General features: G+C 57.2%; 25 protein-coding genes. 10 read left to right on the plus strand and 15 right to left on the minus strand.

The annotated features are described in order from the left end of the window. Nucleotides 1-118 precede the first annotated feature (118 nt). The 5 genes from ACZ1HJ_RS06045 (at nucleotide 119) to ACZ1HJ_RS06065 (ending at nucleotide 4,401) form a co-directional block, all read left to right on the plus strand. Nucleotides 119-1,138 (plus strand): C4-dicarboxylate TRAP transporter substrate-binding protein, encoded by a 1,020-nt coding sequence (locus tag ACZ1HJ_RS06045; protein ID WP_472721415.1) that lies wholly within the window; start codon nucleotides 119-121, stop codon nucleotides 1,136-1,138. 54 nt (nucleotides 1,139-1,192) lie between these two features. Beyond that, a complete protein-coding gene (locus tag ACZ1HJ_RS06050; RefSeq protein ID WP_472721416.1) occupies nucleotides 1,193-1,822 on the plus strand; it encodes a TRAP transporter small permease subunit in 630 nt (209 codons plus the stop codon). Beyond that, nucleotides 1,822-3,222, plus strand: coding sequence for a TRAP transporter large permease (locus tag ACZ1HJ_RS06055; RefSeq protein ID WP_472721417.1), 1,401 nt, complete (start codon nucleotides 1,822-1,824; stop codon nucleotides 3,220-3,222). Before ACZ1HJ_RS06050 ends, ACZ1HJ_RS06055 begins: the two co-directional genes overlap by 1 nt. A 294-nt stretch (nucleotides 3,223-3,516) precedes the next feature. Then, the gene (locus ACZ1HJ_RS06060) at nucleotides 3,517-3,675 is read left to right on the plus strand and encodes a hypothetical protein (protein ID WP_472721418.1); all 159 of its coding nucleotides are present in this window, start codon (nucleotides 3,517-3,519) and stop codon (nucleotides 3,673-3,675) included. 108 nt (nucleotides 3,676-3,783) lie between these two features. Then, a complete protein-coding gene (locus tag ACZ1HJ_RS06065) occupies nucleotides 3,784-4,401 on the plus strand; it encodes a TetR/AcrR family transcriptional regulator (protein WP_472721419.1) in 618 nt (205 codons plus the stop codon). Between the two features lie 96 nt (nucleotides 4,402-4,497). Here ACZ1HJ_RS06065 and rplT read toward each other — a convergent pair whose 3' ends face one another. The 4 genes from rplT to pyk all read right to left on the minus strand — a co-directional run bounded on the left by rplT (nucleotide 4,498) and on the right by pyk (nucleotide 6,926). Continuing rightward, nucleotides 4,498-4,863, minus strand: a complete 366-nt coding sequence (gene rplT / locus ACZ1HJ_RS06070; protein WP_472721420.1) for a 50S ribosomal protein L20 — start codon at nucleotides 4,861-4,863, stop codon at nucleotides 4,498-4,500. Nucleotides 4,864-4,877: 14 nt separating this feature from the next. Next, on the minus strand, nucleotides 4,878-5,078 hold the full coding sequence (gene rpmI / locus ACZ1HJ_RS06075) for a 50S ribosomal protein L35 (RefSeq protein ID WP_085799545.1): 201 nt from the start codon (nucleotides 5,076-5,078) through the stop codon (nucleotides 4,878-4,880). A gap of 133 nt (nucleotides 5,079-5,211) precedes the next feature. Beyond that, nucleotides 5,212-5,436, minus strand: a complete 225-nt coding sequence (locus ACZ1HJ_RS06080; protein WP_472721421.1) for a hypothetical protein — start codon at nucleotides 5,434-5,436, stop codon at nucleotides 5,212-5,214. Nucleotides 5,437-5,474: 38 nt separating this feature from the next. Then, nucleotides 5,475-6,926, minus strand: a complete 1,452-nt coding sequence (pyk, locus tag ACZ1HJ_RS06085) for a pyruvate kinase (protein ID WP_472721422.1) — start codon at nucleotides 6,924-6,926, stop codon at nucleotides 5,475-5,477. Between the two features lie 193 nt (nucleotides 6,927-7,119). Here pyk and ACZ1HJ_RS06090 point away from each other — a divergent pair, with 193 nt between their 5' ends. Continuing rightward, on the plus strand, nucleotides 7,120-7,860 hold the full coding sequence (locus tag ACZ1HJ_RS06090) for an N-formylglutamate amidohydrolase (protein ID WP_472721423.1): 741 nt from the start codon (nucleotides 7,120-7,122) through the stop codon (nucleotides 7,858-7,860). A 43-nt stretch (nucleotides 7,861-7,903) separates the two neighbouring features. On the opposite strand, the gene ACZ1HJ_RS06095 is transcribed toward ACZ1HJ_RS06090, so the two are convergent. Continuing rightward, a complete protein-coding gene (locus ACZ1HJ_RS06095; RefSeq protein WP_472721424.1) occupies nucleotides 7,904-8,749 on the minus strand; it encodes a hypothetical protein in 846 nt (281 codons plus the stop codon). 216 nt (nucleotides 8,750-8,965) lie between these two features. On the opposite strand from ACZ1HJ_RS06095, the gene ACZ1HJ_RS06100 reads away from it, so the two are divergent. The 3 genes from ACZ1HJ_RS06100 to ACZ1HJ_RS06110 are packed head-to-tail and all read left to right on the plus strand — an operon-like array spanning nucleotide 8,966 to nucleotide 10,718. Further along, nucleotides 8,966-9,307, plus strand: a complete 342-nt coding sequence (locus ACZ1HJ_RS06100; RefSeq protein WP_472721425.1) for a tautomerase family protein — start codon at nucleotides 8,966-8,968, stop codon at nucleotides 9,305-9,307. A 17-nt stretch (nucleotides 9,308-9,324) separates the two neighbouring features. Continuing rightward, nucleotides 9,325-9,639, plus strand: coding sequence for a DUF1244 domain-containing protein (locus tag ACZ1HJ_RS06105; protein WP_472721426.1), 315 nt, complete (start codon nucleotides 9,325-9,327; stop codon nucleotides 9,637-9,639). 50 nt (nucleotides 9,640-9,689) lie between these two features. After that, a complete protein-coding gene (locus ACZ1HJ_RS06110; RefSeq protein ID WP_472721427.1) occupies nucleotides 9,690-10,718 on the plus strand; it encodes a GlxA family transcriptional regulator in 1,029 nt (342 codons plus the stop codon). 16 nt (nucleotides 10,719-10,734) lie between these two features. Here the strand turns inward: ACZ1HJ_RS06110 and ACZ1HJ_RS06115 are convergent, their stop codons facing one another. The 4 genes from ACZ1HJ_RS06115 to ACZ1HJ_RS06130 all read right to left on the minus strand — a co-directional run bounded on the left by ACZ1HJ_RS06115 (nucleotide 10,735) and on the right by ACZ1HJ_RS06130 (nucleotide 15,000). Beyond that, on the minus strand, nucleotides 10,735-11,592 hold the full coding sequence (locus ACZ1HJ_RS06115) for a D-amino-acid transaminase (RefSeq protein WP_472721428.1): 858 nt from the start codon (nucleotides 11,590-11,592) through the stop codon (nucleotides 10,735-10,737). A 4-nt stretch (nucleotides 11,593-11,596) separates the two neighbouring features. Continuing rightward, nucleotides 11,597-12,562 (minus strand): N-acetyl-D-Glu racemase DgcA, encoded by a 966-nt coding sequence (gene dgcA / locus ACZ1HJ_RS06120; protein WP_472721429.1) that lies wholly within the window; start codon nucleotides 12,560-12,562, stop codon nucleotides 11,597-11,599. A 62-nt stretch (nucleotides 12,563-12,624) separates the two neighbouring features. Beyond that, nucleotides 12,625-13,626, minus strand: coding sequence for an N-acetyltransferase DgcN (gene dgcN / locus ACZ1HJ_RS06125; RefSeq protein ID WP_472721430.1), 1,002 nt, complete (start codon nucleotides 13,624-13,626; stop codon nucleotides 12,625-12,627). Between the two features lie 132 nt (nucleotides 13,627-13,758). Further along, nucleotides 13,759-15,000 carry an MFS transporter gene (locus ACZ1HJ_RS06130; protein ID WP_472721431.1) on the minus strand — a complete coding sequence of 414 codons (1,242 nt, stop codon included), beginning with the start codon at nucleotides 14,998-15,000 and terminating at the stop codon, nucleotides 13,759-13,761. A gap of 181 nt (nucleotides 15,001-15,181) precedes the next feature. On the opposite strand from ACZ1HJ_RS06130, the gene ACZ1HJ_RS06135 reads away from it, so the two are divergent. Next, the gene (locus ACZ1HJ_RS06135; protein WP_472721432.1) at nucleotides 15,182-16,138 is read left to right on the plus strand and encodes an L-malyl-CoA/beta-methylmalyl-CoA lyase; all 957 of its coding nucleotides are present in this window, start codon (nucleotides 15,182-15,184) and stop codon (nucleotides 16,136-16,138) included. Between the two features lie 58 nt (nucleotides 16,139-16,196). Here ACZ1HJ_RS06135 and ACZ1HJ_RS06140 read toward each other — a convergent pair whose 3' ends face one another. The 6 genes from ACZ1HJ_RS06140 to ACZ1HJ_RS06165 form a co-directional block, all read right to left on the minus strand. Further along, a complete protein-coding gene (locus tag ACZ1HJ_RS06140; protein WP_472721433.1) occupies nucleotides 16,197-16,817 on the minus strand; it encodes a CDP-alcohol phosphatidyltransferase family protein in 621 nt (206 codons plus the stop codon). Next, on the minus strand, nucleotides 16,814-17,194 hold the full coding sequence (locus tag ACZ1HJ_RS06145; protein ID WP_472721434.1) for a hypothetical protein: 381 nt from the start codon (nucleotides 17,192-17,194) through the stop codon (nucleotides 16,814-16,816). The genes ACZ1HJ_RS06140 and ACZ1HJ_RS06145 overlap by 4 nt, the downstream gene beginning before the upstream one ends. Next, nucleotides 17,191-18,132 carry a phosphatidate cytidylyltransferase gene (locus tag ACZ1HJ_RS06150; protein WP_472721435.1) on the minus strand — a complete coding sequence of 314 codons (942 nt, stop codon included), beginning with the start codon at nucleotides 18,130-18,132 and terminating at the stop codon, nucleotides 17,191-17,193. The genes ACZ1HJ_RS06145 and ACZ1HJ_RS06150 overlap by 4 nt, the downstream gene beginning before the upstream one ends. Beyond that, the gene (locus ACZ1HJ_RS06155; protein ID WP_472721436.1) at nucleotides 18,122-18,760 is read right to left on the minus strand and encodes a lysophospholipid acyltransferase family protein; all 639 of its coding nucleotides are present in this window, start codon (nucleotides 18,758-18,760) and stop codon (nucleotides 18,122-18,124) included. The genes ACZ1HJ_RS06150 and ACZ1HJ_RS06155 overlap by 11 nt, the downstream gene beginning before the upstream one ends. A gap of 83 nt (nucleotides 18,761-18,843) precedes the next feature. After that, nucleotides 18,844-19,641 (minus strand): phytanoyl-CoA dioxygenase family protein, encoded by a 798-nt coding sequence (locus ACZ1HJ_RS06160; RefSeq protein ID WP_472721437.1) that lies wholly within the window; start codon nucleotides 19,639-19,641, stop codon nucleotides 18,844-18,846. Between the two features lie 97 nt (nucleotides 19,642-19,738). Further along, complete coding sequence (locus ACZ1HJ_RS06165; protein WP_472721438.1) at nucleotides 19,739-20,416, minus strand: YiaD family glycine zipper/OmpA-like lipoprotein; 678 nt, start codon at nucleotides 20,414-20,416, stop codon at nucleotides 19,739-19,741. Nucleotides 20,417-20,689 lie beyond the last annotated feature (273 nt).

Consider the following 20,689-nt stretch of genomic DNA (forward strand, 5'->3'; position numbering starts at 1 on the left):
CAGCCTGCGGATATCCGCAGGGCAGGTCACCCGGGGCTGCGCAGATTTATTCCTAGGCAAAACGCGGACGGTTGCAGATACTACGCGCAATCAACCGCGTGAATCTGGGAGGAACAACATGCGTAAATTTCTAAGCCAAACTGCTGTGGCCGCGATTGCCGTCACTTTTGCAACCGAGGCCGTGGCCACGGAATGGAATGTATCGCTCTGGGGTAAACGCCGCGCGTTCACCGAGCATGTTGAAAAACTGGCCGAATTGGTCAGTGAAAAGACAGGCGGTGAATTCACGCTGAACATCAGCTACGGCGGCTTGTCGAAAAACAAGGAAAACCTCGATGGTATTTCCATCGGTGCTTTCGAGATGGCGCAATTCTGCGCGGGCTATCACCGTGACAAGAACCGCACGATCACTGTGCTTGAACTGCCGTTTCTTGGCGTAGCAAATCTCGACGAAGAAGTTGCGGTGAGCCACGCGGTCTATGATCACCCTGCTGTTCAGGACGAGTTGGCACAGTGGAATGCGAAGCTGCTGATGACATCGCCGATGCCGCAATACAACATCGTGGGCACAGGTGAGCCACGCGAAAAGCTGTCGGATTTTGAAGGCATGCGCGTCCGAGCAACCGGCGGTCTGGGCAAAGCGTTTGAAGCTGTGGGCGCCGTCCCGACATCCGTGACCGCAACCGAAGCCTATCAGGCCATGGAATCGGGCACGGTTGATACGGTCGCATTTGCGCAGCATGCGCATCTGAGCTTTGGCACTATCAACCAGGCGTCCTGGTGGACGGCAAACCTCAACCCCGGCACGGTGAATTGTCCGGTTGTTGTGAACATTGATGCCTACGAATCCCTGTCGGACGCCGAGCGCGAGGCGCTGGACAGTTCGATCCCGGAGGCGATTGAACACTATCTGGCCAACTACGGCGAGCTGTTGACCAAATGGGATGGCATCCTGGAAGAAAAAGGTGTCGCCAAGGTCGAGATCAGCGATGCAGAGCTGGACGCTTTCCGCGCCAAGGCTGCGGATCCGATCCGTGCCGCATGGATTGCAGACATGGAAGCGCAGGGCCTGCCCGGCCAAGAGCTCTATGATCTTGTGATCAAAACGCTGGATGAAAAGCGCGGCGGCGGTAGCTGATAGAAAGTTGGGGCTGCGTCGCTGACGCGGCCCCGATGATCGGGCTGGGGGCACATGTCTGGAAATTCAACAGTATTGCAGGATGATGGCCTGCTCAGTCGGCTCGATCGCGGACTGCTGAAGCTCGAACGCTTCTTTGCCCTGCTCAGCGGTTTGGCGGCGTTTTCACTGATGTTTCTGGCAGCCTATTCCGTGGGCGGGCGCGAATTTTTTGAATCTCCTCTGCCGGGCTATGTTGATTGGATTGAAGCCCTGATGCCTCTGATTGCAATCATGGGGGTGTCATATGTTCAACGCGAAGGTGGCCATATCCGGATGGACATCCTGATTGGTGCACTGAAAGGCCGGGCCTTGTGGGCGGTTGAACTCATCACTGTGACGTTGATGTTGGTTCTGATGATCGCGCTGGTCTGGGGAAGCTGGTCGCATTTTGATCGCAGTTTCGACATGACCAAACCGCTCTGGAGCAGGGATAGCTCGATTGATATCGGTTTGCCCATCTGGCCGATGAAACTGCTGGTACCTGTCGCTTTTTCGGTTCTGAGTATGCGACTTGCGCTGCAGGTCTGGGCCTATGGGCGCGCCTTTATGCTGGGGTTGGAGCGGCCTGTTGCCGTGCCCTTGTACCAATCTGTTGCGGAACAAGCTGAAGCTGAAGCGCAGCAGCTCGAAGGAGCGGATTGATGGGCTCCATTGAAATTGGTCTTTGGGTCACGGCAGGCATGCTGTGCTTGGTTGTTTTGGGCATGCGTGTGGCTTTCGCCGCAGGTCTTGCAGGCTTTTTGGGCCTTGTCTGGCTGCGTTGGAATGGGTTCGATTACGATCCGGCGCGCTTTGGAAAAGCGTTGGAGATTAGCGTCAAAGTGGCAGGTCAAGTGCCGCATTCCAAAGTGTCGGCCCATGCGCTGAGCCTGATCCCGACCTTCATTTTGATCGGCTACCTGGCCTATTATGCACGGCTGACAACCGCGCTTTTTGAGGCAGCCAAACGTTGGATTGCCTGGGTCCCGGGCGGTCTGGCGGTATCAACGGTCTTTGCCACGGCGGGCTTTGCCGCGGTCTCAGGTGCCTCTGTCGCAACCGCGGCCGTCTTCGCGCGGATCGCCATCCCCGAGATGCTGAAAATAGGCTATAATAAGCAATTCGCAGCTGGTGTTGTGGCGGCGGGTGGCACACTGGCCTCCTTGATCCCGCCTTCGGCCATTTTGGTGATCTACGCGATCATCGTCGAACAGGATGTGGGCTCTTTGCTGTTGGCAGGCTTCATTCCCGGCGCATTTTCCGCGGTGATCTACGCGCTCTTGATCATTACAATCGCGGTCGTTTTCAAAAACGTTGGCCCGCCTGTGGGTGGTTTCACCTGGGGTGAAAGGTTTACGGCCCTGTTGCCCGCTTTGCCCATCGTGGCAGTAGTCGTGATCATCATTTTCTTTGTCTATAATCCCTTCGGTGATGCCTGGGGCACGCCGACCGAAGGCGGCGCCGTGGGCGCGTTTATCGTCTTCCTGATGGCCCTCGCACGCGGGTTACGCTGGAGCCAACTGAAAGAAGCGCTGATCGAGACCGCCAAGCTGACCGTGATGATTTTCACGATCATTTGGGGCGTACTCATCTATGTGCGTTTTCTGGGGTTTGCCGACCTTCCCGGTGCGTTTTCCGATTGGATCACATCCCTCGACATGGCGCCGCTGCTCATACTGGTGTGCATTCTGTTGGCCTACGCGGTCTTGGGAATGTTCATGGACGCAATCGGCATGCTGTTGCTGACACTGCCAGTGGTCTATCCGGCGGTCATGGCCCTGAACGGCGGTGAAGCGGTGAGCGCCGCCGACAGCGCCTTTGGCATGAACGGCACAATGTGCGCGATCTGGTTCGGGATCTTGGTGGTCAAAATGGCTGAGTTCTGTCTGATCACACCGCCGATTGGGTTGAATTGTTTTGTGGTTGCGGGCGTGCGCGATGATCTCACCGTGCAGGACGTGTTCAAAGGCGTGACACCATTCTTTATCGCGGATGCCATCACAATTGCATTGCTGGTTGCCTTTCCGGCCATTGTTCTTTGGCTGCCAAGCCTCGCGATGTAACAGGCAAAGCATCCGGTTTTGCGCCGTGCAACCGCTAGAAATTGCGTTTTCCTTCTGCGCTAACCTGCCCAGAATTTGGAGCGCAAGCCCAAGAAAACCCTCTGAATAAACTTTGCGTCACTTTGGTTGGCTGGCGCGGCATCTATTTTTTTATCAATTAAAAACAGATATTTAAGTGCATTTTGTAACGTTACGTCAAAAAAGTGAACTAATCAGTTCATTAAGACCTTGAAAACTGAACTACACGGTTTATTTATCGCTATGTGAACTAAACAGTTCAGAAAAGGAAATAAGATGAAAACTCCCCTTATCGCCCTGCTTATTGCAGCTTCTCTTTCTGCCACTCCCGTGGTGTCACAAAGCTTTGATATGAACACGCTGACCCCGACACTGGACTTTCCAAAGCCTGAACCCAAGCCAGTGAGCAAAGACCTGTCGGGGATCGACAAATAGTCTTTCTGCGAATGCGAGGGCGGCTTTGGCCGCCTTCGCCAGAACAGATATGCTTGCGGCTGGTGCTGTGACACGACTAGACTGGGCAGGCCCAGTTGGAGAACGTGCATGACGGCGATGGCCGCAGAAATAAAAAAAGGCAGGAAATTCGACCAGGTTCTGGAAGGCGCACGCAGCATATTCATGCGTGACGGCTTTGAAGGCGCCAGTGTCGATGATATTGCCCGCGAGGCTGGTGTCTCGAAAGCAACGCTCTACAGCTACTTCCCGGATAAACGCTTACTGTTCTCCGAAGTCGCGCGGGTGGAATGCAACCGTCAGGCTGAAGAAGCACTGCACGTGATCGGTGTCGACGCGCCGATTGAGATTGTATTGCATGAGGCTGCGAGCAGGATTGTACGGTTTTTCCTGTCTGATTTCGGCCAGCAGGTCTATCGGATTTGTGTCTCGGAATCCTATCGGTTTCCAGAGCTTGGGCAACGGTTCTACAATTCCGGCCCTGCTCTGGTGCGCGAACGCATGAGCCAGGTGCTGACCCCCTATGTGGATCGCGGAATTCTGAAGATCGAGGATATGGATTTGGCCGCCAGCCAGTTTGGAGAGCTGTGCAAGACGGATATGTTCGTGCGCTGCCTGTGTGGTGTTGACTGTGACATCACCGAAGAAAACATCGAGCGGGTCGTCAATGGTGCGGTCGAGATGTTTCTTGCCCGCTATAAAGCCTGATCGATATTTGGCGGACTTCGTCTCTGCGCCAAAATACAAAAAAACGCCGCTGGTTTTGCAACCAACGGCGGTTTCTTCTGTCCCTCGGCGACGGGCTTATTGTGCCAGTGCGGCCTTGGCCTGATCGACGATAACGCCGAATGCAGCAGGTTCGTGCACGGCCAGATCGGCCAGCACTTTGCGGTCCACTTCAACACCTGCCAGCGACAAGCCGTTGATGAAGCGCGAATATGTCAGGGCTTCATCATGGCTGCGCACGGCGGCATTGATCCGCTGAATCCACAGGGCGCGGAAGTTGCGCTTGCGGTTCTTGCGGTCACGGGTTGCGTATTGGTTTGCCTTGTCGACGGCCTGCGCGGCCACCTTGAAGGTATTCTTGCGACGTCCGTAATAGCCTTTGGCGGCCTTGACGACTTTCTTGTGACGGGCGTGGGTTACTGTCCCACCTTTAACGCGTGACATCTGTCAGATCCTCCTTAGCGGCTATAGGGCATCATAGGCTTGATGATACCTTCATCAGCCTTTGACAGCGTGGTCGTGCCACGCGCGTTGCGGAGGAATTTGTTGGTGCGTTTGATCATGCCGTGGCGCTTACCGGCCTGGGCGGCCACAACGCGGCCACTGGCCGTCACTTTGAACCGCTTCTTGCAGCTCGATTTGGTCTTCATCTTGGGCATTTCCGGCTCCTCTTTGGTCAGTCGGTCGAAGCGCGCGACTCGGCATGCCACTTGGCCGGACGCGCGCGTGAGAGGCGCCGTATACGCCGCATCTTTCTATTGCGCAAGGGGTTTTGGGCCACGGCGTGCGCCGTCAGGAGATAAACCGGGCGACAACGCTGACGAAAATGTCGGGGATGTCCAAAATGGCATACCCGCCCGGCTTTTTGCTGATCGCCCAGACCAGCAGACAACCGGCGACAATCACCGTAAATGCGGCCACGCGTGGAGCGCGCCCTTCTGAAAAGGCAGACAGAATTGATGGTATCGAAAACACCCCGAGGATGAGGCCGATGATAAGGGCGAGATCGGGATCCATACGGCGCGTTCCCAAAACAACAAAAAAGCTGCGTCAGTCTAGCCGCGTTCGTGGGAATAAATCAAACTTTCCTGACAAGGTGCAACCCTGAGGATGTTTGTTGTACCGGGTACGTTGAACGGCACGCCCGCAGTGACAACAATCTGGTCCAAAGCACTGGCATACCCTTGGCTGCGCGCCGCACGGGCAGCATTGATCACGGCCATTTTGAACCGGTCCAGTTTTTCAGTGATGACGCAATTCACCCCCCAGCTCAGGCCAAGGCGGCGCGCTGTGTCCATCTCGGAACTCAGCGCAAGGATGGGCACGCGGGGGCGTTCGCGGGCGGTGAGAAGCGCGGTTGTGCCCGACTGCGTGAAACAGCAGATCGCCTTGATGTCTGTGGTCTCGGCTATCTCCCGGGCGGCAGCAACGATCCCATCGGCCACCGATGTGCGGGTGGCTTTGCGCGATGCTTCGATGATTTGTGTATAGGTTGGATCGTCCTCGACCTCGCGGGCGACGTTGTCCATTGTTGTTACCGCCTCGATCGGAAAGTCGCCTGCCGCTGATTCCGCCGACAGCATGATCGCATCGGCGCCTTCATAAATCGCGGTGGCCACGTCGCTGACCTCCGCGCGCGTTGGCATCGGGCTTTCAATCATGGATTCCAGCATCTGCGTCGCTACGATCACCGGCTTTGCCGCCGCGCGGCAGGTCCGGACAAGGCGTTTTTGAATGGGTGGCACGTTCTGGACCGGCAGTTCGACGCCCAGATCGCCACGGGCCACCATGATCCCGTCCGACGCCGCCAGAATGGCGCTGAACCGTTCCACGGCAGAAGGCTTCTCGATCTTTGACAGGATCGAGGCGCGGCCTTTGCAAAGCGCGCGTGCCTCTTGCACGTCTTCCGGGCGTTGCACAAAGCTGAGCGCCAGCCAATCCACGCCCAAGGCGCAGACAAATTCCAGATCCGCACGGTCCTTTTCACTCAGCGCGGCCAAGGGCAACATCACATCGGGGACATTCACGCCCTTGCGGTTCGAAATTGTGCCCCCCGCCACAACGACGCAATCGGCAAAATCCTTGCCGCAATCTGTGACCTTGAGGCGGATCTTGCCGTCATTCACCAACAGACTTGCCCCCGGTTCAAGGGCGGCAAAAATCTCAGGATGGGGCAGACAAACGCGGGTCACATCGCCTTCAGCCTCATCCAGATCAAGCCGGAATGGTTTGCCGTTGATCAGTTCCTCTTCTTCGTTGGCAAAGGTCCCGACGCGCAGTTTTGGACCCTGCAGATCAGCCAGAATGGCAATTGGACTGTTCAGGTCTTTTTCAACCTGCCGGATGATGCGGTGCTTTTCGACAATACCCTCATGCTTGCCATGGCTATGGCTCATATTTAGGCGAAACACGTCAGCGCCTGCCTCGTGCAGAGCACGTATGGTGTCATAATCTTCGGAGGCGGGGCCAAGGGTGGCCACGATTTTCACGTTGCGGTGACGTCTCATGGGCTGTGTCCTGCTCTTTTCGTCATGCCCAAGCGTCGGGCGAAACTCATCCATCTGTCAACAAGACTGTCGGATATGTCGACACGCGTGGCGCATCTGAACGTTACCGCTAACAGTTTGCGCTGCCCTTATTACCCAATTCACATTCGGGGGCAACTGTCATAGACGGATAGGGAAACAACAAGACAACCCGATGACATATCAACCCTACCTGGTCGAGGGGGCAGAGCGCCCCGCCCGATGGCTGGTGACCTGCGACCATGCCAGTAACACTGTGCCCGATTTTGTAAACGGCGGCTCCCTTGGCGTTGACCCGGAAGATATGGCGCGACACATCGCCTATGACGTCGGTGCGGCGGGGCTGGCCCGCGCCTTGGGGCAACTTTTGAACGCGCCAGTGATTTGCTCAAATTTCTCCCGGCTTGTGATTGATCCCAATCGGGGCGAGGATGATCCGACATTGCTGATGAAGCTCTATGATGGCACGATCATTCCTGGCAATCGTCATGCGGGTCCGGATGAGCTCGAAATGCGTTTGAACAAGCTTTACCGTCCGTACCACACCAAACTGGCCGAGATGGCCGCGCGTCAGGCCGATACGATCATCTGTTCGGTCCATAGTTTTACGCGACAATTCGTGGATCGCCCTCCGCGACCTTGGCATGTTGGGTTGCTCTATGCGGTGGACGATCGGCTGGCCAAACCCTTGCTCACCCGGCTGCAATCGGAGGCTGACCTGTGCGTCGGAGATAACGAGCCTTACAGCGGTCACCTTGCAGGGGACGCAATTGCCCGTCACGCGATTGCGTATGAGCGGCCTAACATCTTACTGGAATTACGCAACGATCTGGTGGCATCCGCCGACGCGCAGGAGGCGTGGGCGTCACGTCTCGCTCCCATGCTTGAAGATGCGGCCCACCAGGCTGGTGTTTGAAACGCAATAATCGCAACGACCGCTTAGCGGACGAAGCAGCCGTTCAACGCCGTGTTGCAAATGTCCACATTCGGCGCTTTTGGCTAGGTCTTATGACTCCGGCGCGACGTGACGATGCGATCATGCGCTTTTGCAGCGGTCTGAGCGGCCAGAGAACTATTCTGCCCATTAACGTGAAAACAGGTCTCGAATTACGCATCATTGAACGGGCGTATTCGTCGGCTTCATTTTCCTGTTCAGCCACCTGTCCACCCTCAACGTGCCCGGAAACGTGATGTCCGACTTCATGGTAGAATGTGAATTCTGCGTCCAGACGCCACCACCAAAGCTTGACGCCTCGGGCAGTGCCGACAGGCCACGTCAGAACGATTCCAGAGAAGAACAAATTATACAGTCCCAGATAATCGAGTTCTGGGTGGCGCGCGATAACGTCTATACGGGTCACGTTGTCGAGTGACAGACCCTTTGTCTTGCTCCAGATTTCGATGTTTCTGACGACCACGGAGCGATCCGCTATGTCAGAGGCAACAAATACAGGTATTTTGTCGGCAATATGAGTTTCAGGATCTTCGAGAATGCGCCGCGAAAGAATATCCAACGTCTTAATGTGCATGGGGTGCAACTTGCTCTTTCGGAGCCTCTCGATTTCCTTCTCAAAAGCAGATGCATCCAATTCATCCAGGATGGAAAGCAACACTCCAAAGTATTTGGCCAGAGGTCCGCGAGGATTCTCAGACCATGCGGATGACGCCAGTTTTTCTTGAATTTGTCTGACGGACGTCGCGCCTTCTTTCAAAATTTCCCGCCAGGCATCCCGAACGGTTTCAACATTATCCGTCGAAATACCTCTCAATAAACTGTCGACAGCTGGCCGGGATTTCTGAGTCATAGACAAATAGTATCAAGGAAAAAGGGCGATAGTCGGGCGATTGAGCTGCTTTCAGCGACAATTATTGCCCTAAACAAAAGCAGGCCCAAAAGAAAGCTGCTGTTCGGGCATACTGTAGCATTCGGCGAAATGGGCTCAAAGCCGTCATTCAAGAGAAATTTGTTGCGCCGCCCCTGCGTTCCTGCGGATAGTGCAGCCGACCATAGGAGGGGCCGGATGCCACATATCGTGATCGAACATTCCCAGGGGCTGCAGGATAGCCATGATCTTCAGGCGCTTTGTGACACGCTGTGGACCAAATTTGCCGACCACCCTTCGGTTACCGGGCCGGATACTGTGCGGGTGCGGACACTGGCGGCCACGGCCAGCCGCATCGGTGTGGAGCCACAGAGCTTTGCCCACGCGACCTTGCTGCTTTTGCCCGGCCGATCCGAAGAAACGCGTCTGGACTTGGCGGAAATCACTCTGAATACGCTGGAAACCGCGCTGCCGGATGTAGGCAGTCTGACCGTGCGCCTGACGGACTTGAACCAGCCTTACCTCAAGCGCATGTTATAGGCCAAAGGAGACACTGGATGGATGACCAAACACGGATCGAACTTGAAGCTGCTGCCTTTCGCACTTTGCGCGAACACCTGATGGAAAAGCGCACGGATGTGCAAAACATCGACATGATGAACCTGACAGGGTTTTGCCGGAATTGCCTGAGCCGCTGGTATCAGGAAGCGGCCAATGCGCGTGGTATCGACATGGACAAGGCCGAAGCGCGCGAGATCTTCTACGGTATGACCATGGACGAGTGGAAAGCCAACTATCAGACCGATGCCACAACCGAAACGCAAGCTGCGTTCAAGGATGCCTTTGCGCAAAACGTTGGCGACAAAGGCTGATCGCAGTGGCTCTGCTTTTCCGGAGCGCTGCTTTGAGATAGCGTGCCACAATGAATAACCGAAGTTTTGTTCCAAAAGGTGCTGCCAGTTTTCAGGTGGATTATGATGGGCCGCCCCGGGATTTCTATTTTCTGCTGTTGCCCCGGTTGACGATGCTGGCGTTCAGCGCTGCGGTGGAGCCGTTGCGCGTGGCCAATCAGGTGGCCAATCGTGAGCTTTACCGGTGGTTCGTGATGACCGAAGACGGCGCGCCGGTGCGGTGTTCCAACGGGATCACGATAACACCGGATTCCGGACTGCAAAACCTGCCAAAGACCGCCAGCGCTTTCGTGTGCGCAGGCACGGAACCGTCAGACAGTGTCGGTGCCAAGGCAGTCAATTGGGTCAGTCGCCAAAGGGCGTTTGGGTGTCAAATCGGAGGTATTTGTACAGGTGCGTTCGCCTTGGCAAAGGCTGGTTTGCTCAAGGGCCGGACATTCACGCTTCACTGGGAAAACCAACCGGCATTTCTGGAGAGCTTTATCGGGTTGGAACCCACGGGCAATCTTTATGAAAACGACAATGGATTGATGACATGCGGTGGCGGGAATGCGGCCACAGACATGATGCTGGCCATGATCGAACAGGACCATGGCAAAGACCTCGCCGTGGTCGTGGCCGATATGTGCATCCATTTCCGAAGCGACAGCCGCGAGGCACCCCAGAAATCTGCCTACTCTGTCGCTCTCAGCAGTCGAAATCCGCATCTGATTGCCGCCATTCAATTCATGAATGACACGCTCGAGACGCCGGCGGAAATTGAGGAAGTTGCCGAAGCGGCCGATATATCGCGCCGCCAATTGGAACGACTGTTCAAACGCTACGTTGGCACCAGCCCGGCGCAGTTTTACATCGAACAACGGATATCACGGGCCCACGCGCTTCTGAATGAAACCACGATGTCGGTCAATGAGATTGCTGTGGCCACCGGGTTTACCAGCAGCTCGCAATTATCCCTGCGTTTCCGCAAAAGATTTGGAAAATCTCCAGGCGCATTCCGCAAAAGCTGGGTGGTGCAAGACCGATCAGAGGTGGTCTGATCCTGTCCTGGCACCATCAAATCGCGGTTTTCAAGCTCTCATCCAGATAGATTTCGCGCAAACGCTTCGAGACGGGACCAGGCGTACCGTCACCCATGGTCACACCGTCGATTTCCACAACTGGCATCACAAAGGCGCTGGCCGATGTGGTAAAGGCCTCGTCCGCCTCTTTCGCCTCGTCGATGGTAAAGTTGCGCTCCTCCACTTCCATCTGCGCTTCTTGCGCAAATCGTAGAACCGCGGCGCGGGTGATGCCGTGCAGGATATCGTTGCTCAGCTGGCGGGTGATGATTTTGCCGCCTTTGACGATATAGGCGTTGTTGCTGGTGCCCTCGGTCACCATGCCATCTTCGATCATCCAGGCGTCATCACAGCCTGCGGCTTTGGCCATCATCTTGCCCATCGACGGATAGAGAAGTTGAACCGTCTTGATGTCGCGACGCCCCCACCGGATATCTTCGATCGAGATAATCTTGTTGCCCTTTTTTGAGGCTTCGGAATGCGCCAGGCCCGGCTTGTTCTGGGTGAAGAGCACGACAGTGGGCTTGGTATCGGCTGATGGGAATACGAAATCCCGGTCACCATCGCTGCCACGGGTCACTTGCAGATAAATCAGACCTTCATCGATCTCATTGACGCGAACCAGCTCGCGGTGAATGTCCAGCAGATCGCCGAAATCATCCGGCTTTTGCATGTCGAGCTCATTCAGCGAGCGTTCCAACCGTTTCACGTGGCCCGGAAAATCGATCAGCTTGCTACCCAGAACGCTCGTCACCTCATAAACCGCATCTGCCATCAAGAACCCGCGATCAAAGATCGAAACGGTGGCCTCGGTCTCGGGCAGGTACTCGCCATTCACGTAAACAGTGCGCATATGATCATCCCCATAGCTTGGGCGTGGGTGCGTGTACCCCGGCCTCATCAAAAATCAGTGGTTCATCGCGGTCCTCGGCCAGAAGAAGCGGGCCGTCAAGGTCTGTTACCATCGCGCCCTGCGCCACCAGTGTCGCCGGTGCCATGGCCAGTGAGGAGCCTACCATGCATCCCACCATCACCTTGTAGCCTTCGGTCAAGGCAGCCCGTCGCAGTTCAAGCGCTTCGGTCAGCCCGCCCGTCTTGTCCAATTTGATGTTCACGACGTCATATTTGCCCTTGAGCTTGGGCAGGCTGGTACGATCGTGACAGCTTTCATCGGCACACACAGGCACCGGACGTTCCATCCCGATCAGCGCGTCATCCTGACCCGCGGGCAGGGGCTGTTCCACCAGTGCCACACCAAGGCGCACCAGATGCGGGGCCAGATCGGCATAAACGTCGGCGCTCCAGCCTTCGTTTGCGTCCACAATGATGGTCGAGTTGGGCGCACCGGCGCGCACGGCCTCAAGCCGGGGCATGTCATCGAGCGTGCCAAGCTTGATCTTGAGCAGTGGGCGGAAGGCATTTTGCGCCGCCTGTTCCTGCATCTTTTCCGGCGTGTCCAAAGATAGGGTATAGGCGGTGATTTCCGGGCCAGGGGCGGGCAACCCCGCGATGTCCCATGCACGTTTGCCCGCACGCTTGGCCTCAAGATCCCACAGTGCGCAATCAACGGCGTTCCGTGCAGCCCCTGCAGGCAACAGATCATAGAGCGCGGCGCGGGTGATTTCTTCGGGCAGACCTTCGATTTCGGCTGTCACGCTGTCCAGCGTTTCGTCATATCGCGCGTAGGGCACACATTCGCCCCAACCGTGATGATCGCCCTCCTGCACCCGGACGGTTAGGACTTTCGCTTCGGTCCGGGACCCGCGCGAAATGGTGAACACCTGTGCCAGTTTGAATACGTCGCGAGTGACAGAAATATGCACGGGGTTTGACCTCATGTTTCCAGGGCGCGGTGTAGGCAGCGCCTAACCGCTGCCTATGTTTATTAGATCGCTGCCAGCGCATCCACCAGAGGGCCGGAGCCAAAACGGTACGGATCGGTGGTGGGCAGACCCATGCGGGTCTCGACCTCAGACAAATAGGCTTTGGCGTCTTCTTCAGACAGATGCTGCGTGTTGACCGAAACGCCCACAACCTTGCAATCCGGGTTCGCCACCTGTGCAATCGGCAGGGCTGTGTCGCGCAGCGCTTCCAGCGATGGCAGGCTATAACCCGGCAGACCGCGCATATGCTCGCGGGTGGGCTCGTGGCACAGGATCAGCGCATCGGGCTGACCGCCGTGGATGAGGGCCATTGTCACACCGGAATAGGAGACGTGAAACAGGCTGCCTTGTCCCTCGATCATGTCCCAGTGATCGTCGTCATTGTCGGGCGTCAGGTATTCTACCGAACCGGCCATGAAATCGGCAATCACAGCATCCAGCGGCACACCATGGCCGGTGATCAGGATGCCGGTCTGACCCGTAGCGCGGAACGTGGCCTTCATGCCGCGCGCGTGCATGTCACGCTCCATCGCCATGGCGGTGTACATCTTGCCAACGGAACAATCTGTCCCGACGGCCAGACACCGCTTGCCGGAACGCTTCACCCCATTCGCGATGGGATAGCCCACGGTGGGCACGCGCACATCATGCAATGTGCCGCCATATGTCTGTGCGGCGGCGACCAGATCGCCTTCATCGCGCAGCAGGTTGTGCAGGCCCGAAGCCAGATCATAGCCCATTTCAAGCGCCCGGATCAGCACCTCTTTCCACGCGTCGCTGATCACGCCGCCACGGTTAGCAACACCGATGACCAGTGTGCGTGCCCCGGCATCTTTCGCCTCGGCCAGTGTCATCTCCGTCAGGCCCAGATCAGCCCCGCAGCCGGGCAGGCGGATTTGGCCAATGGCGTTTTCAGGGCGCCAGTCGCGGATGCCAATGGCCACCTTGGCCGCCAACATGTCAGGCGCGTCGCCCAGAAACAGAAGATATGGTGTTTCAATCATGGAATTATCCCCCCAAGCCGGAATCACAGTCTTGGCAGTTTCCGACATTCCCGTCGCGAAATTCTGTTGAAATCTTTGACATATTAAAAAATGACGGGAGGATATCCGGCAATCAGGTAATAATGCGCAAGATTATGTCGCATCGTCGCTCTCCGCCGCGGCCATGACTTCGGCCTGCAGCCGTCCGGGTTGCGCCATACCGATCACACCGGTGGGCACCATCGTACCCGTCTCTTCCGGTGCGTCGCTGGTGACGCGGCGTGCCACCGCAATCGCGGCCACACCAAGGCCGATCACAGCGATCATGATTTGCAATCCGCGGCCGTCAAACCACGCAATCACGTTGGGGCCCAGCAACATGCCGAAGACCTGGCCGAATTGTAGCAGGAATGCCATTGCGCCGCTCGCCGCCACGACCTGACCCGGGTTCAGCTGATCATTCGCATGTGCCGCCAGGATGGAATAGACGGGCAGGGTCATGGCTGCGATCACCGCATAACCGATCACGGTATGGGATGGAGAGGTATCAACCACCATCCAGAACGCGGCGATCGATGATATGACACTCAGCCCGATCACCACGTACCTGCGGTCGGTATTGTCGGAAATCCAACCCACCGGATACTGCACAACGCCCGCCGCGATCATGGCCACCACCAACGCGCCCGATGCCTGAGCTTCGGTAAAGCCCTGTCGGAGCGCATAGAGGGGCAACCCGATGAACCAGGCGGAAACACCGACGCTCATCAAGGTGATGCCCAGAACCGTCATCGGCGACACGCGGTAGAGTTTCATCACGGTCATCCGGTCCGGCACCGTGTATTCCGGGGCGCGGTTGCCGGACAGAAGAAGCGGCACGATGGCAACGGACATGAGGATCGACACGATGCCAAACATCAGGTTGCCGGTTGGATCCGGGAAGCCCACCATCGCGGTGCCAAGGGCAGGCCCAAGTGTTTGGATGATGAAGTAAACCGACAGGACCTGCGCGCGAATGCGGTTTTCGCTTTTGGCGTTCAGCCAGCTTTCGGTCACCACGTAAAGCCCCGGAAAGCAGACCCCTGCCAGAAATCGCATGGCGCTCCAACTGATTGGATCATTGGTCAGAAGGTGAATGATCGAAGCCACCGAGACCATCGAGGCCAATGCCGAAAACACACGGATGTGCCCCACCTTTTCGATCAGGAGGGGCACCGTGATCGTCCCGATCAGCGCGCCCAATGGATAACATGCCTGCATGATTGAAATGGTCAGCGGGGTGAACCCAAGGCCCGCCCCGCGGATGGACAGCAACGTAACCAGAAGGCCGTTGGCAACCATCAGCATCATCATGCCCAGAAACAGGGCCCAGTTATCAATCAGTGCACGTCGCATGCGCCCTCCTGCCCATCACGGTCAGCCTTGTGGCACACTTGCATGGGTTTCGCCCTTGTTTGCGACACTCAGGTCGCTTCCGGACGATGAGGGTTGGCGGGGTTTCGGGTTGCGGGCGGTTGCGCAATTTTATACCCGTTGCGCCAAACCAGACGCAATTTTGCACCCGAAAGGACCTGCTATGAGCTTCCGCCTGCAACCACCAGCCCCCGCCCGCCCCAACCGTTGCCAATTGTTCGGCCCCGGCTCAAACGCCAAGCTTTTTGAAAAGATGGCGGCCAGCGCGGCGGATGTCGTCAACATCGACCTGGAAGATTCAGTCGCCCCCACCGACAAGGATCTGGCACGTAGCCAGACGATTGAGGCGATCAACAGCGTTGATTGGGGCAACAAGACACTGAGCGTGCGGATCAACGGGCTCGACACTGGGTGGTGGTACAAGGATGTCGTCGACCTCTTGGAGCAAACCGGTGACCGGCTAGACCAGATCATGATCCCCAAGGTGGGCTGTGCCGGTGACATTTATGCGGTGGACGCGTTGGTGACCTCGATCGAGCGCGCCAAAGGCCGTACCAAGCCAATCAAGTTCGAGGTTATCATCGAAAGTGCTGCGGGCATCGCCCATGTCGAGGAAATTGCCGCCGCCAGTCCGCGTCTTGAGGCGATGAGCCTGGGTGCCGCAGATTTCGCGGCCTCGATGGGCATGGCGACCACGGGTATCGGCGGGACGCAGGAAAATTACTACATGCTGCAAGACGGCGCCAAATACTGGTCCGACCCCTGGCATTGGGCGACAACGGCCATTGTTGCGGCCTGCCGGACCCACGGTGTGTTGCCCGTCGATGGCCCCTTTGGCGATTTCAGCGATGATGAAGGCTTCCGGGCGCAGGCGCGCCGCGCCGCTACGTCGGGTATGGTCGGCAAATGGGCGATCCACCCCAAGCAGATCGCGCTGGCGAACGAGGTGTTCACCCCATCGGACGAGGCCGTTCAGGAAGCCCGCGAAATTCTGGCAGCGATGGAAGAGGCCAAGGCCAATGGCGAAGGGGCGACCGTCTATAAGGGCCGTCTGGTCGATATCGCCAGCATCAAACAGGCCGAAGTCATCGTGAAACAATCTGAGATGATCAACGGCTGATCGCGGCACATTGTGACGTAGCAATAGGGCTGGTCGAAAGATCGGCCCTTTTTGTGGCTCAGCCCGATTTCAACCGGGCAATCATTCGCGCGCTGCGCCGCAAACAAGTGACACCAGCGCCGATCACCACGATCCATAAGGCAATTTGCAACACCGGCCCGCCGGCCCATATCGCCGCGACGATGGCGGCGACGGTCACAACCGCCATGCGGTGCGGTTTGGCCATGGGGCCGATAAAATCGTTTTCGGCTGTCGCCGCGCGGCCCAGTTCACGCACATACGCCGTTGCTACCGCAAATGCCGCGGCTGCCCAGCCCAGAGCGGGCATCCCGATGCCATATCCGATGGCGGTCAGGATCACGATGTCGGACACCCGGTCCGGGGCTTCATTCCAAAAAGCGCCATCGGGCGTGCCCTTGTTAGCCTCAACCGCCACCAACCCGTCCATGAGATTGCAGATCAGGCGCAGCTGGCAACAGAGCGCCGCAATAAGTAGCAACGCAACGCGCCCGATACCGTCAGCACTGTCGCCCGCAAAGAACGCCAGCCCGGCCAATGCGGCGAAACCCATGCTGGCAATCGAAATCTGGTTAGGTGTGATGGCACTACGCGCCAATACCTTGGTCAGCGCGCGGGCCCAACCGGTGTCGCGGCTGGCGATGGGGCGGCGGTCACTCACGGTGCCTCGCTCTTCCACATCATGAAATTATAGAAGATCGCGTAGAAGGACGCGACCGAGAAAGGTACGCTGATCGTCGGGAAAATCTCCGGCGTACCGGCCAGCCAATGCACCCCGATCAAAAGGCAGAGCGAGCCAGAAAGCGCGACCAGTGGCGGCATCAACCAACCGATGCTGCGCGGGGTTCGCCCCCGCAACGTATCCAGCGTGCGCTTGAGCGCGTAGGTGATGGCCGCCGACAGCGCGCCTTGCACCAGCCCGGCGACAAGCGGCACAGGCATCGGGTAATTGCTGTTGGCAAAGGCCGCCCAATGACCCATTGCGACAAAGGCAATCGCCACATGCACCGCTGTGTTTTGCATCAGGCCCTGTTTCATACGTGCCACCAATATCGCGTGAGATGGAAAAAGATAGGGGCCGCGAAGATGACCGAATCCAATCGGTCAATGAACCCGCCGTGCCCTGTGATCACGTCACCCCAATCCTTGACGCCCCGGTCACGTTTGATCGCCGACATGACCAACCCGCCGACAAACCCCATGAGCGCGATGATCAATGACATCAGCCCCGCCTGCCAGAAAGTAAAGGGCGTGACCCACCAAAGACAGGCCCCCAAAAGCGTCGCGCTGGCCACGCCCCCAACAAAGCCTTCGACTGTCTTGGAAGGTGACAATTTGGGTGCAATCTTGCGCTTGCCGATCAGCTTGCCCCAGACATATTGCAACACATCACTGGCCTGCACGACAATGATCAGAAAGGCGACCAATTGGATGTTCTGCCCCTCAAAACCGGGGATGTTGAGGCTCAGCAGCGCGGGCACATGTGAGACGAAATAGATCGTGACCATGGCGGCCCACTGCACTTCGGCCATACGGATCAGGAAATCACCCACCTCGCCCCGCATCGCGGAGATCAAGGGTAAGAGCAGGAACATATAGACGGGGATCAGAACCGTGTAAAAGCCGTACCAATCGGTGTAAACCAAGGCATATTGTAGCGGCAAAACGACAAAAAATACGGCCGCGAGCATCCAGTGATCTGCCCGGCGTGCATTTGTAAGCGTGATAAATTCCCGCAACGCGTTGAAAGAGCAGACAGCGAAGAGCAGCGTCACCCCGACACGGCCCCACAAGAACGCCAATCCCAAAAGGGCGACCATCACCCACCAGGCCCAGATCCGCGCATTCAGGTTTTCGACAACGGACCGGTTTGGCCCATCTGTCACCCGTGCGGACAGGATGCCGCCAATCGTTGAGGCGACGGCCAACACCGCAAAAACGCCCATCATCAGGGTCATCAAGGTTTCATGATCCATTGGAATTCTCCCGGGCCAGCGCCAGAACGGCATCTTGTGCGCGGGTCAGAAACTGATCCTTGCTTTCGCCCTCGGCAATGCGCATCGGCGCGCCAAAGGTGCAGGTGCAGATATACGGGATCGGAATGATCTCACCGCGTGGCAGGGCACGGTTCAGGTTGTCGATCCAGACAGGCACGAACCGCACATGGGGCCGCTTGCGTGCGGCGTGGTAGATGCCGGTCTTGAACGGCAGCAGCGCCTCGTCGGTATCGTTTCGGCGGCCTTCGGGAAAGATGATCAGGCTGGCACCTTCGTCCAGTGCCTCGACCATTTGGTCTACCGGGTCTGAATTGCGCGCTTCGGGGCGCCGATCGATCAGGACCGCATTGATCACCTTGCGACCAATGAAACTTCGAATGGGCGAGTTGAGCCAATAGTCCGCGGCGGCCACGGGCCGGGTTTTCCATCGCAGGCGCGGCGGCAGCACGGCCCAGATCAGGATGAAATCACCATTGCTGGTGTGATTGGCAAAGTAGATGGTTTGCTCATCGCGGGGCGCTTCAAACGGCCAGTTCCCCCGCACAGCCGTAATGAACCTTGCGAACCCGATGATCAGATACGCAACCAGATATCCCAAAAGGCGCATGAATGCTTCCCGTTTCTCCCCTTGGAGCGGCATACTGCCCCATTCTTGCGCCTGCGCCAATGGTGGGTTTTCCGTACCTTGTCTCAGGCCCTCGGCCAGACCATGGGGAACCAATCCTCCCGCAGTTTTTGTCCTCGGGTCATGTTGTGGCCGGGAAACGGAGGAGATGTGGGTCCGGGACGTTCCGTATATCGCGCGTCATCCCCAACCAGACGCAGGGAAAAGGCACGCCGCCGTTGCGCGGTGTCGTTGCCGCGCGCGCCGTGCAAAACGCCGAAATTGAACGCAACAGCATCGCCGGGCTGCATCGTCCATTCGGCAATGGCCATTCCATCCGCGTCGGGATCGGGTACGGGCATATAGGCATCCACATCGGGGTAGAAATCTTCTTCGCTCAGCCATTTTGTCGGCAGGACCGGTTTGTCCCACAAATGCGAACCCTTGACGCATCGCAGGGTCGCATCGGTGACCGGGTCCAACGGTGACCAGAAGCTGACGGTCTGCCGTCCTTCAACAAAATAATAGGGCCCGTCTTGATGCCAGGGCGTGGGTTTGGCCGTTCCGGGTTCCTTGACCAGCACATGATCATGAAACACCTGCGCGGTCTGCGATTGCATCAATTCGGCGGCAACCTGTGCCGCGGATGAGGTTTCGATCACATGTTGAAATTCTGGAATGCGCTGCCAATTGCAATAATCATCAAAGAAGCGACCGGTTTCATGTTTGTGCAGGTTTTCGGCTGCGTAAGGGCCAGGGTTTTTCATGTTGTGCGCGATGCCCGCCCGAAGTGTATCAACGTGATCGGCAAAGAGGCCCCGTATCAGGACCACGCCATCGCGTTGGTAGTCATCGATATCGGTCTGAGAAATCAAATCATGCATGGTGCCAACCTACCCGACCAAGGGCGATGATCAACCGATGCCATAAAAAACCCCGAAAGGCCGTCCGACTTCCGGGGTTCAAAATATTGGGTTTAGATCAGCCCTGCGCAGTCGGGAGGATAACAATCTCGACGCGACGGTTCTGCGCTTTGCCTTCTTCCGTCAGGTTCGATGCGATCGGTTGATCCTCGCCGCGGCCAAATGCATTGATCCGGCTGAAATCGACACCGCCGTCCAACATGACATCGGCGACAGAGTTCGCGCGCCGTTCAGACAAATCCTGATTGTAGGCGGCAGACCCGGTGTTGTCGGTATGGCCAATGACCTGAACCGTCGACTGTGGGTATTGCTGCAGGCTGTTGGACACTTTGAAAAGGTCGCTCCGCAGTCCGCCGGAAACCGCAGCACTGTCGCTGGCGAAGAGGATATCCTGCGGCATCGTCACAATCAGCCGGTCCCCTGTATTGGTGATCTGAATATCGTCATTGTTCAGATCCTGGCGCAGCTCCGCTTCCTGTTTGTCCAGTGAATAGCCGATCCCCGCACCAACGGCCGCGCCTGCGATCCCGCCAATGACGGCGCCTTTGCCTTTGTCATCGCTGAAAATCGCGCCCAGCCCCGCACCGGTCAATCCGCCGATCAGGGCGCCTTTTTGGGTCTTTTGATTAGGGTTGGTTGTACCGCCGTTCCCAACATAACCTGGGTCCGTACAGGCCGCAGCCAACAGAAGAGAAGCGCCCGCAAGCAGCAGTCTTGGTTTCTTTGAATTGGTCATTTTACTCGCCTCGTTATTGACGCCCGTTACGTCGGGCTTGCCGCATTGTTATTCAATAACAGGGCCTGCCCCAAGCAAAATCAGCGGGGAAATAGGCGTTAATTCGCGCATATATGATGGGGTGGGACGCTTTGAAAGCACATTTTATAGTGGTTAGTGCCCCAATTCACAATTTGGTGGGGTGACAATATCCACACCGCGCTTTTGATAAATCAGCCTTATGCCAGTGCGCGCGATATCAGGTGGCAGAGCAATTTAGGACGGCGAAGTCCC

It is taken from the genome of Roseovarius sp. JB2-10, from assembly GCF_055693585.1.

Coding starts and splice junctions, on each gene's coding strand:
- ACZ1HJ_RS06045 (WP_472721415.1), top strand. CDS start 119: ATGCGTAAATTTCTAAGCCAAACTGCTGTGGCCGCGATTGCCGTCACT.
- ACZ1HJ_RS06050 (WP_472721416.1), top strand. CDS start 1,193: ATGTCTGGAAATTCAACAGTATTGCAGGATGATGGCCTGCTCAGTCGG.
- ACZ1HJ_RS06055 (WP_472721417.1), top strand. CDS start 1,822: ATGGGCTCCATTGAAATTGGTCTTTGGGTCACGGCAGGCATGCTGTGC.
- ACZ1HJ_RS06060 (WP_472721418.1), top strand. CDS start 3,517: ATGAAAACTCCCCTTATCGCCCTGCTTATTGCAGCTTCTCTTTCTGCC.
- ACZ1HJ_RS06065 (WP_472721419.1), top strand. CDS start 3,784: ATGACGGCGATGGCCGCAGAAATAAAAAAAGGCAGGAAATTCGACCAG.
- rplT (WP_472721420.1), bottom strand. CDS start 4,863: ATGTCACGCGTTAAAGGTGGGACAGTAACCCACGCCCGTCACAAGAAA.
- rpmI (WP_085799545.1), bottom strand. CDS start 5,078: ATGCCCAAGATGAAGACCAAATCGAGCTGCAAGAAGCGGTTCAAAGTG.
- ACZ1HJ_RS06080 (WP_472721421.1), bottom strand. CDS start 5,436: ATGGATCCCGATCTCGCCCTTATCATCGGCCTCATCCTCGGGGTGTTT.
- pyk (WP_472721422.1), bottom strand. CDS start 6,926: ATGAGACGTCACCGCAACGTGAAAATCGTGGCCACCCTTGGCCCCGCC.
- ACZ1HJ_RS06090 (WP_472721423.1), top strand. CDS start 7,120: ATGACATATCAACCCTACCTGGTCGAGGGGGCAGAGCGCCCCGCCCGA.
- ACZ1HJ_RS06095 (WP_472721424.1), bottom strand. CDS start 8,749: ATGACTCAGAAATCCCGGCCAGCTGTCGACAGTTTATTGAGAGGTATT.
- ACZ1HJ_RS06100 (WP_472721425.1), top strand. CDS start 8,966: ATGCCACATATCGTGATCGAACATTCCCAGGGGCTGCAGGATAGCCAT.
- ACZ1HJ_RS06105 (WP_472721426.1), top strand. CDS start 9,325: ATGGATGACCAAACACGGATCGAACTTGAAGCTGCTGCCTTTCGCACT.
- ACZ1HJ_RS06110 (WP_472721427.1), top strand. CDS start 9,690: ATGAATAACCGAAGTTTTGTTCCAAAAGGTGCTGCCAGTTTTCAGGTG.
- ACZ1HJ_RS06115 (WP_472721428.1), bottom strand. CDS start 11,592: ATGCGCACTGTTTACGTGAATGGCGAGTACCTGCCCGAGACCGAGGCC.
- dgcN (WP_472721430.1), bottom strand. CDS start 13,626: ATGATTGAAACACCATATCTTCTGTTTCTGGGCGACGCGCCTGACATG.
- ACZ1HJ_RS06130 (WP_472721431.1), bottom strand. CDS start 15,000: ATGCGACGTGCACTGATTGATAACTGGGCCCTGTTTCTGGGCATGATG.
- ACZ1HJ_RS06135 (WP_472721432.1), top strand. CDS start 15,182: ATGAGCTTCCGCCTGCAACCACCAGCCCCCGCCCGCCCCAACCGTTGC.
- ACZ1HJ_RS06145 (WP_472721434.1), bottom strand. CDS start 17,194: ATGAAACAGGGCCTGATGCAAAACACAGCGGTGCATGTGGCGATTGCC.
- ACZ1HJ_RS06150 (WP_472721435.1), bottom strand. CDS start 18,132: ATGGATCATGAAACCTTGATGACCCTGATGATGGGCGTTTTTGCGGTG.
- ACZ1HJ_RS06155 (WP_472721436.1), bottom strand. CDS start 18,760: ATGCGCCTTTTGGGATATCTGGTTGCGTATCTGATCATCGGGTTCGCA.
- ACZ1HJ_RS06160 (WP_472721437.1), bottom strand. CDS start 19,641: ATGCATGATTTGATTTCTCAGACCGATATCGATGACTACCAACGCGAT.
- ACZ1HJ_RS06165 (WP_472721438.1), bottom strand. CDS start 20,416: ATGACCAATTCAAAGAAACCAAGACTGCTGCTTGCGGGCGCTTCTCTT.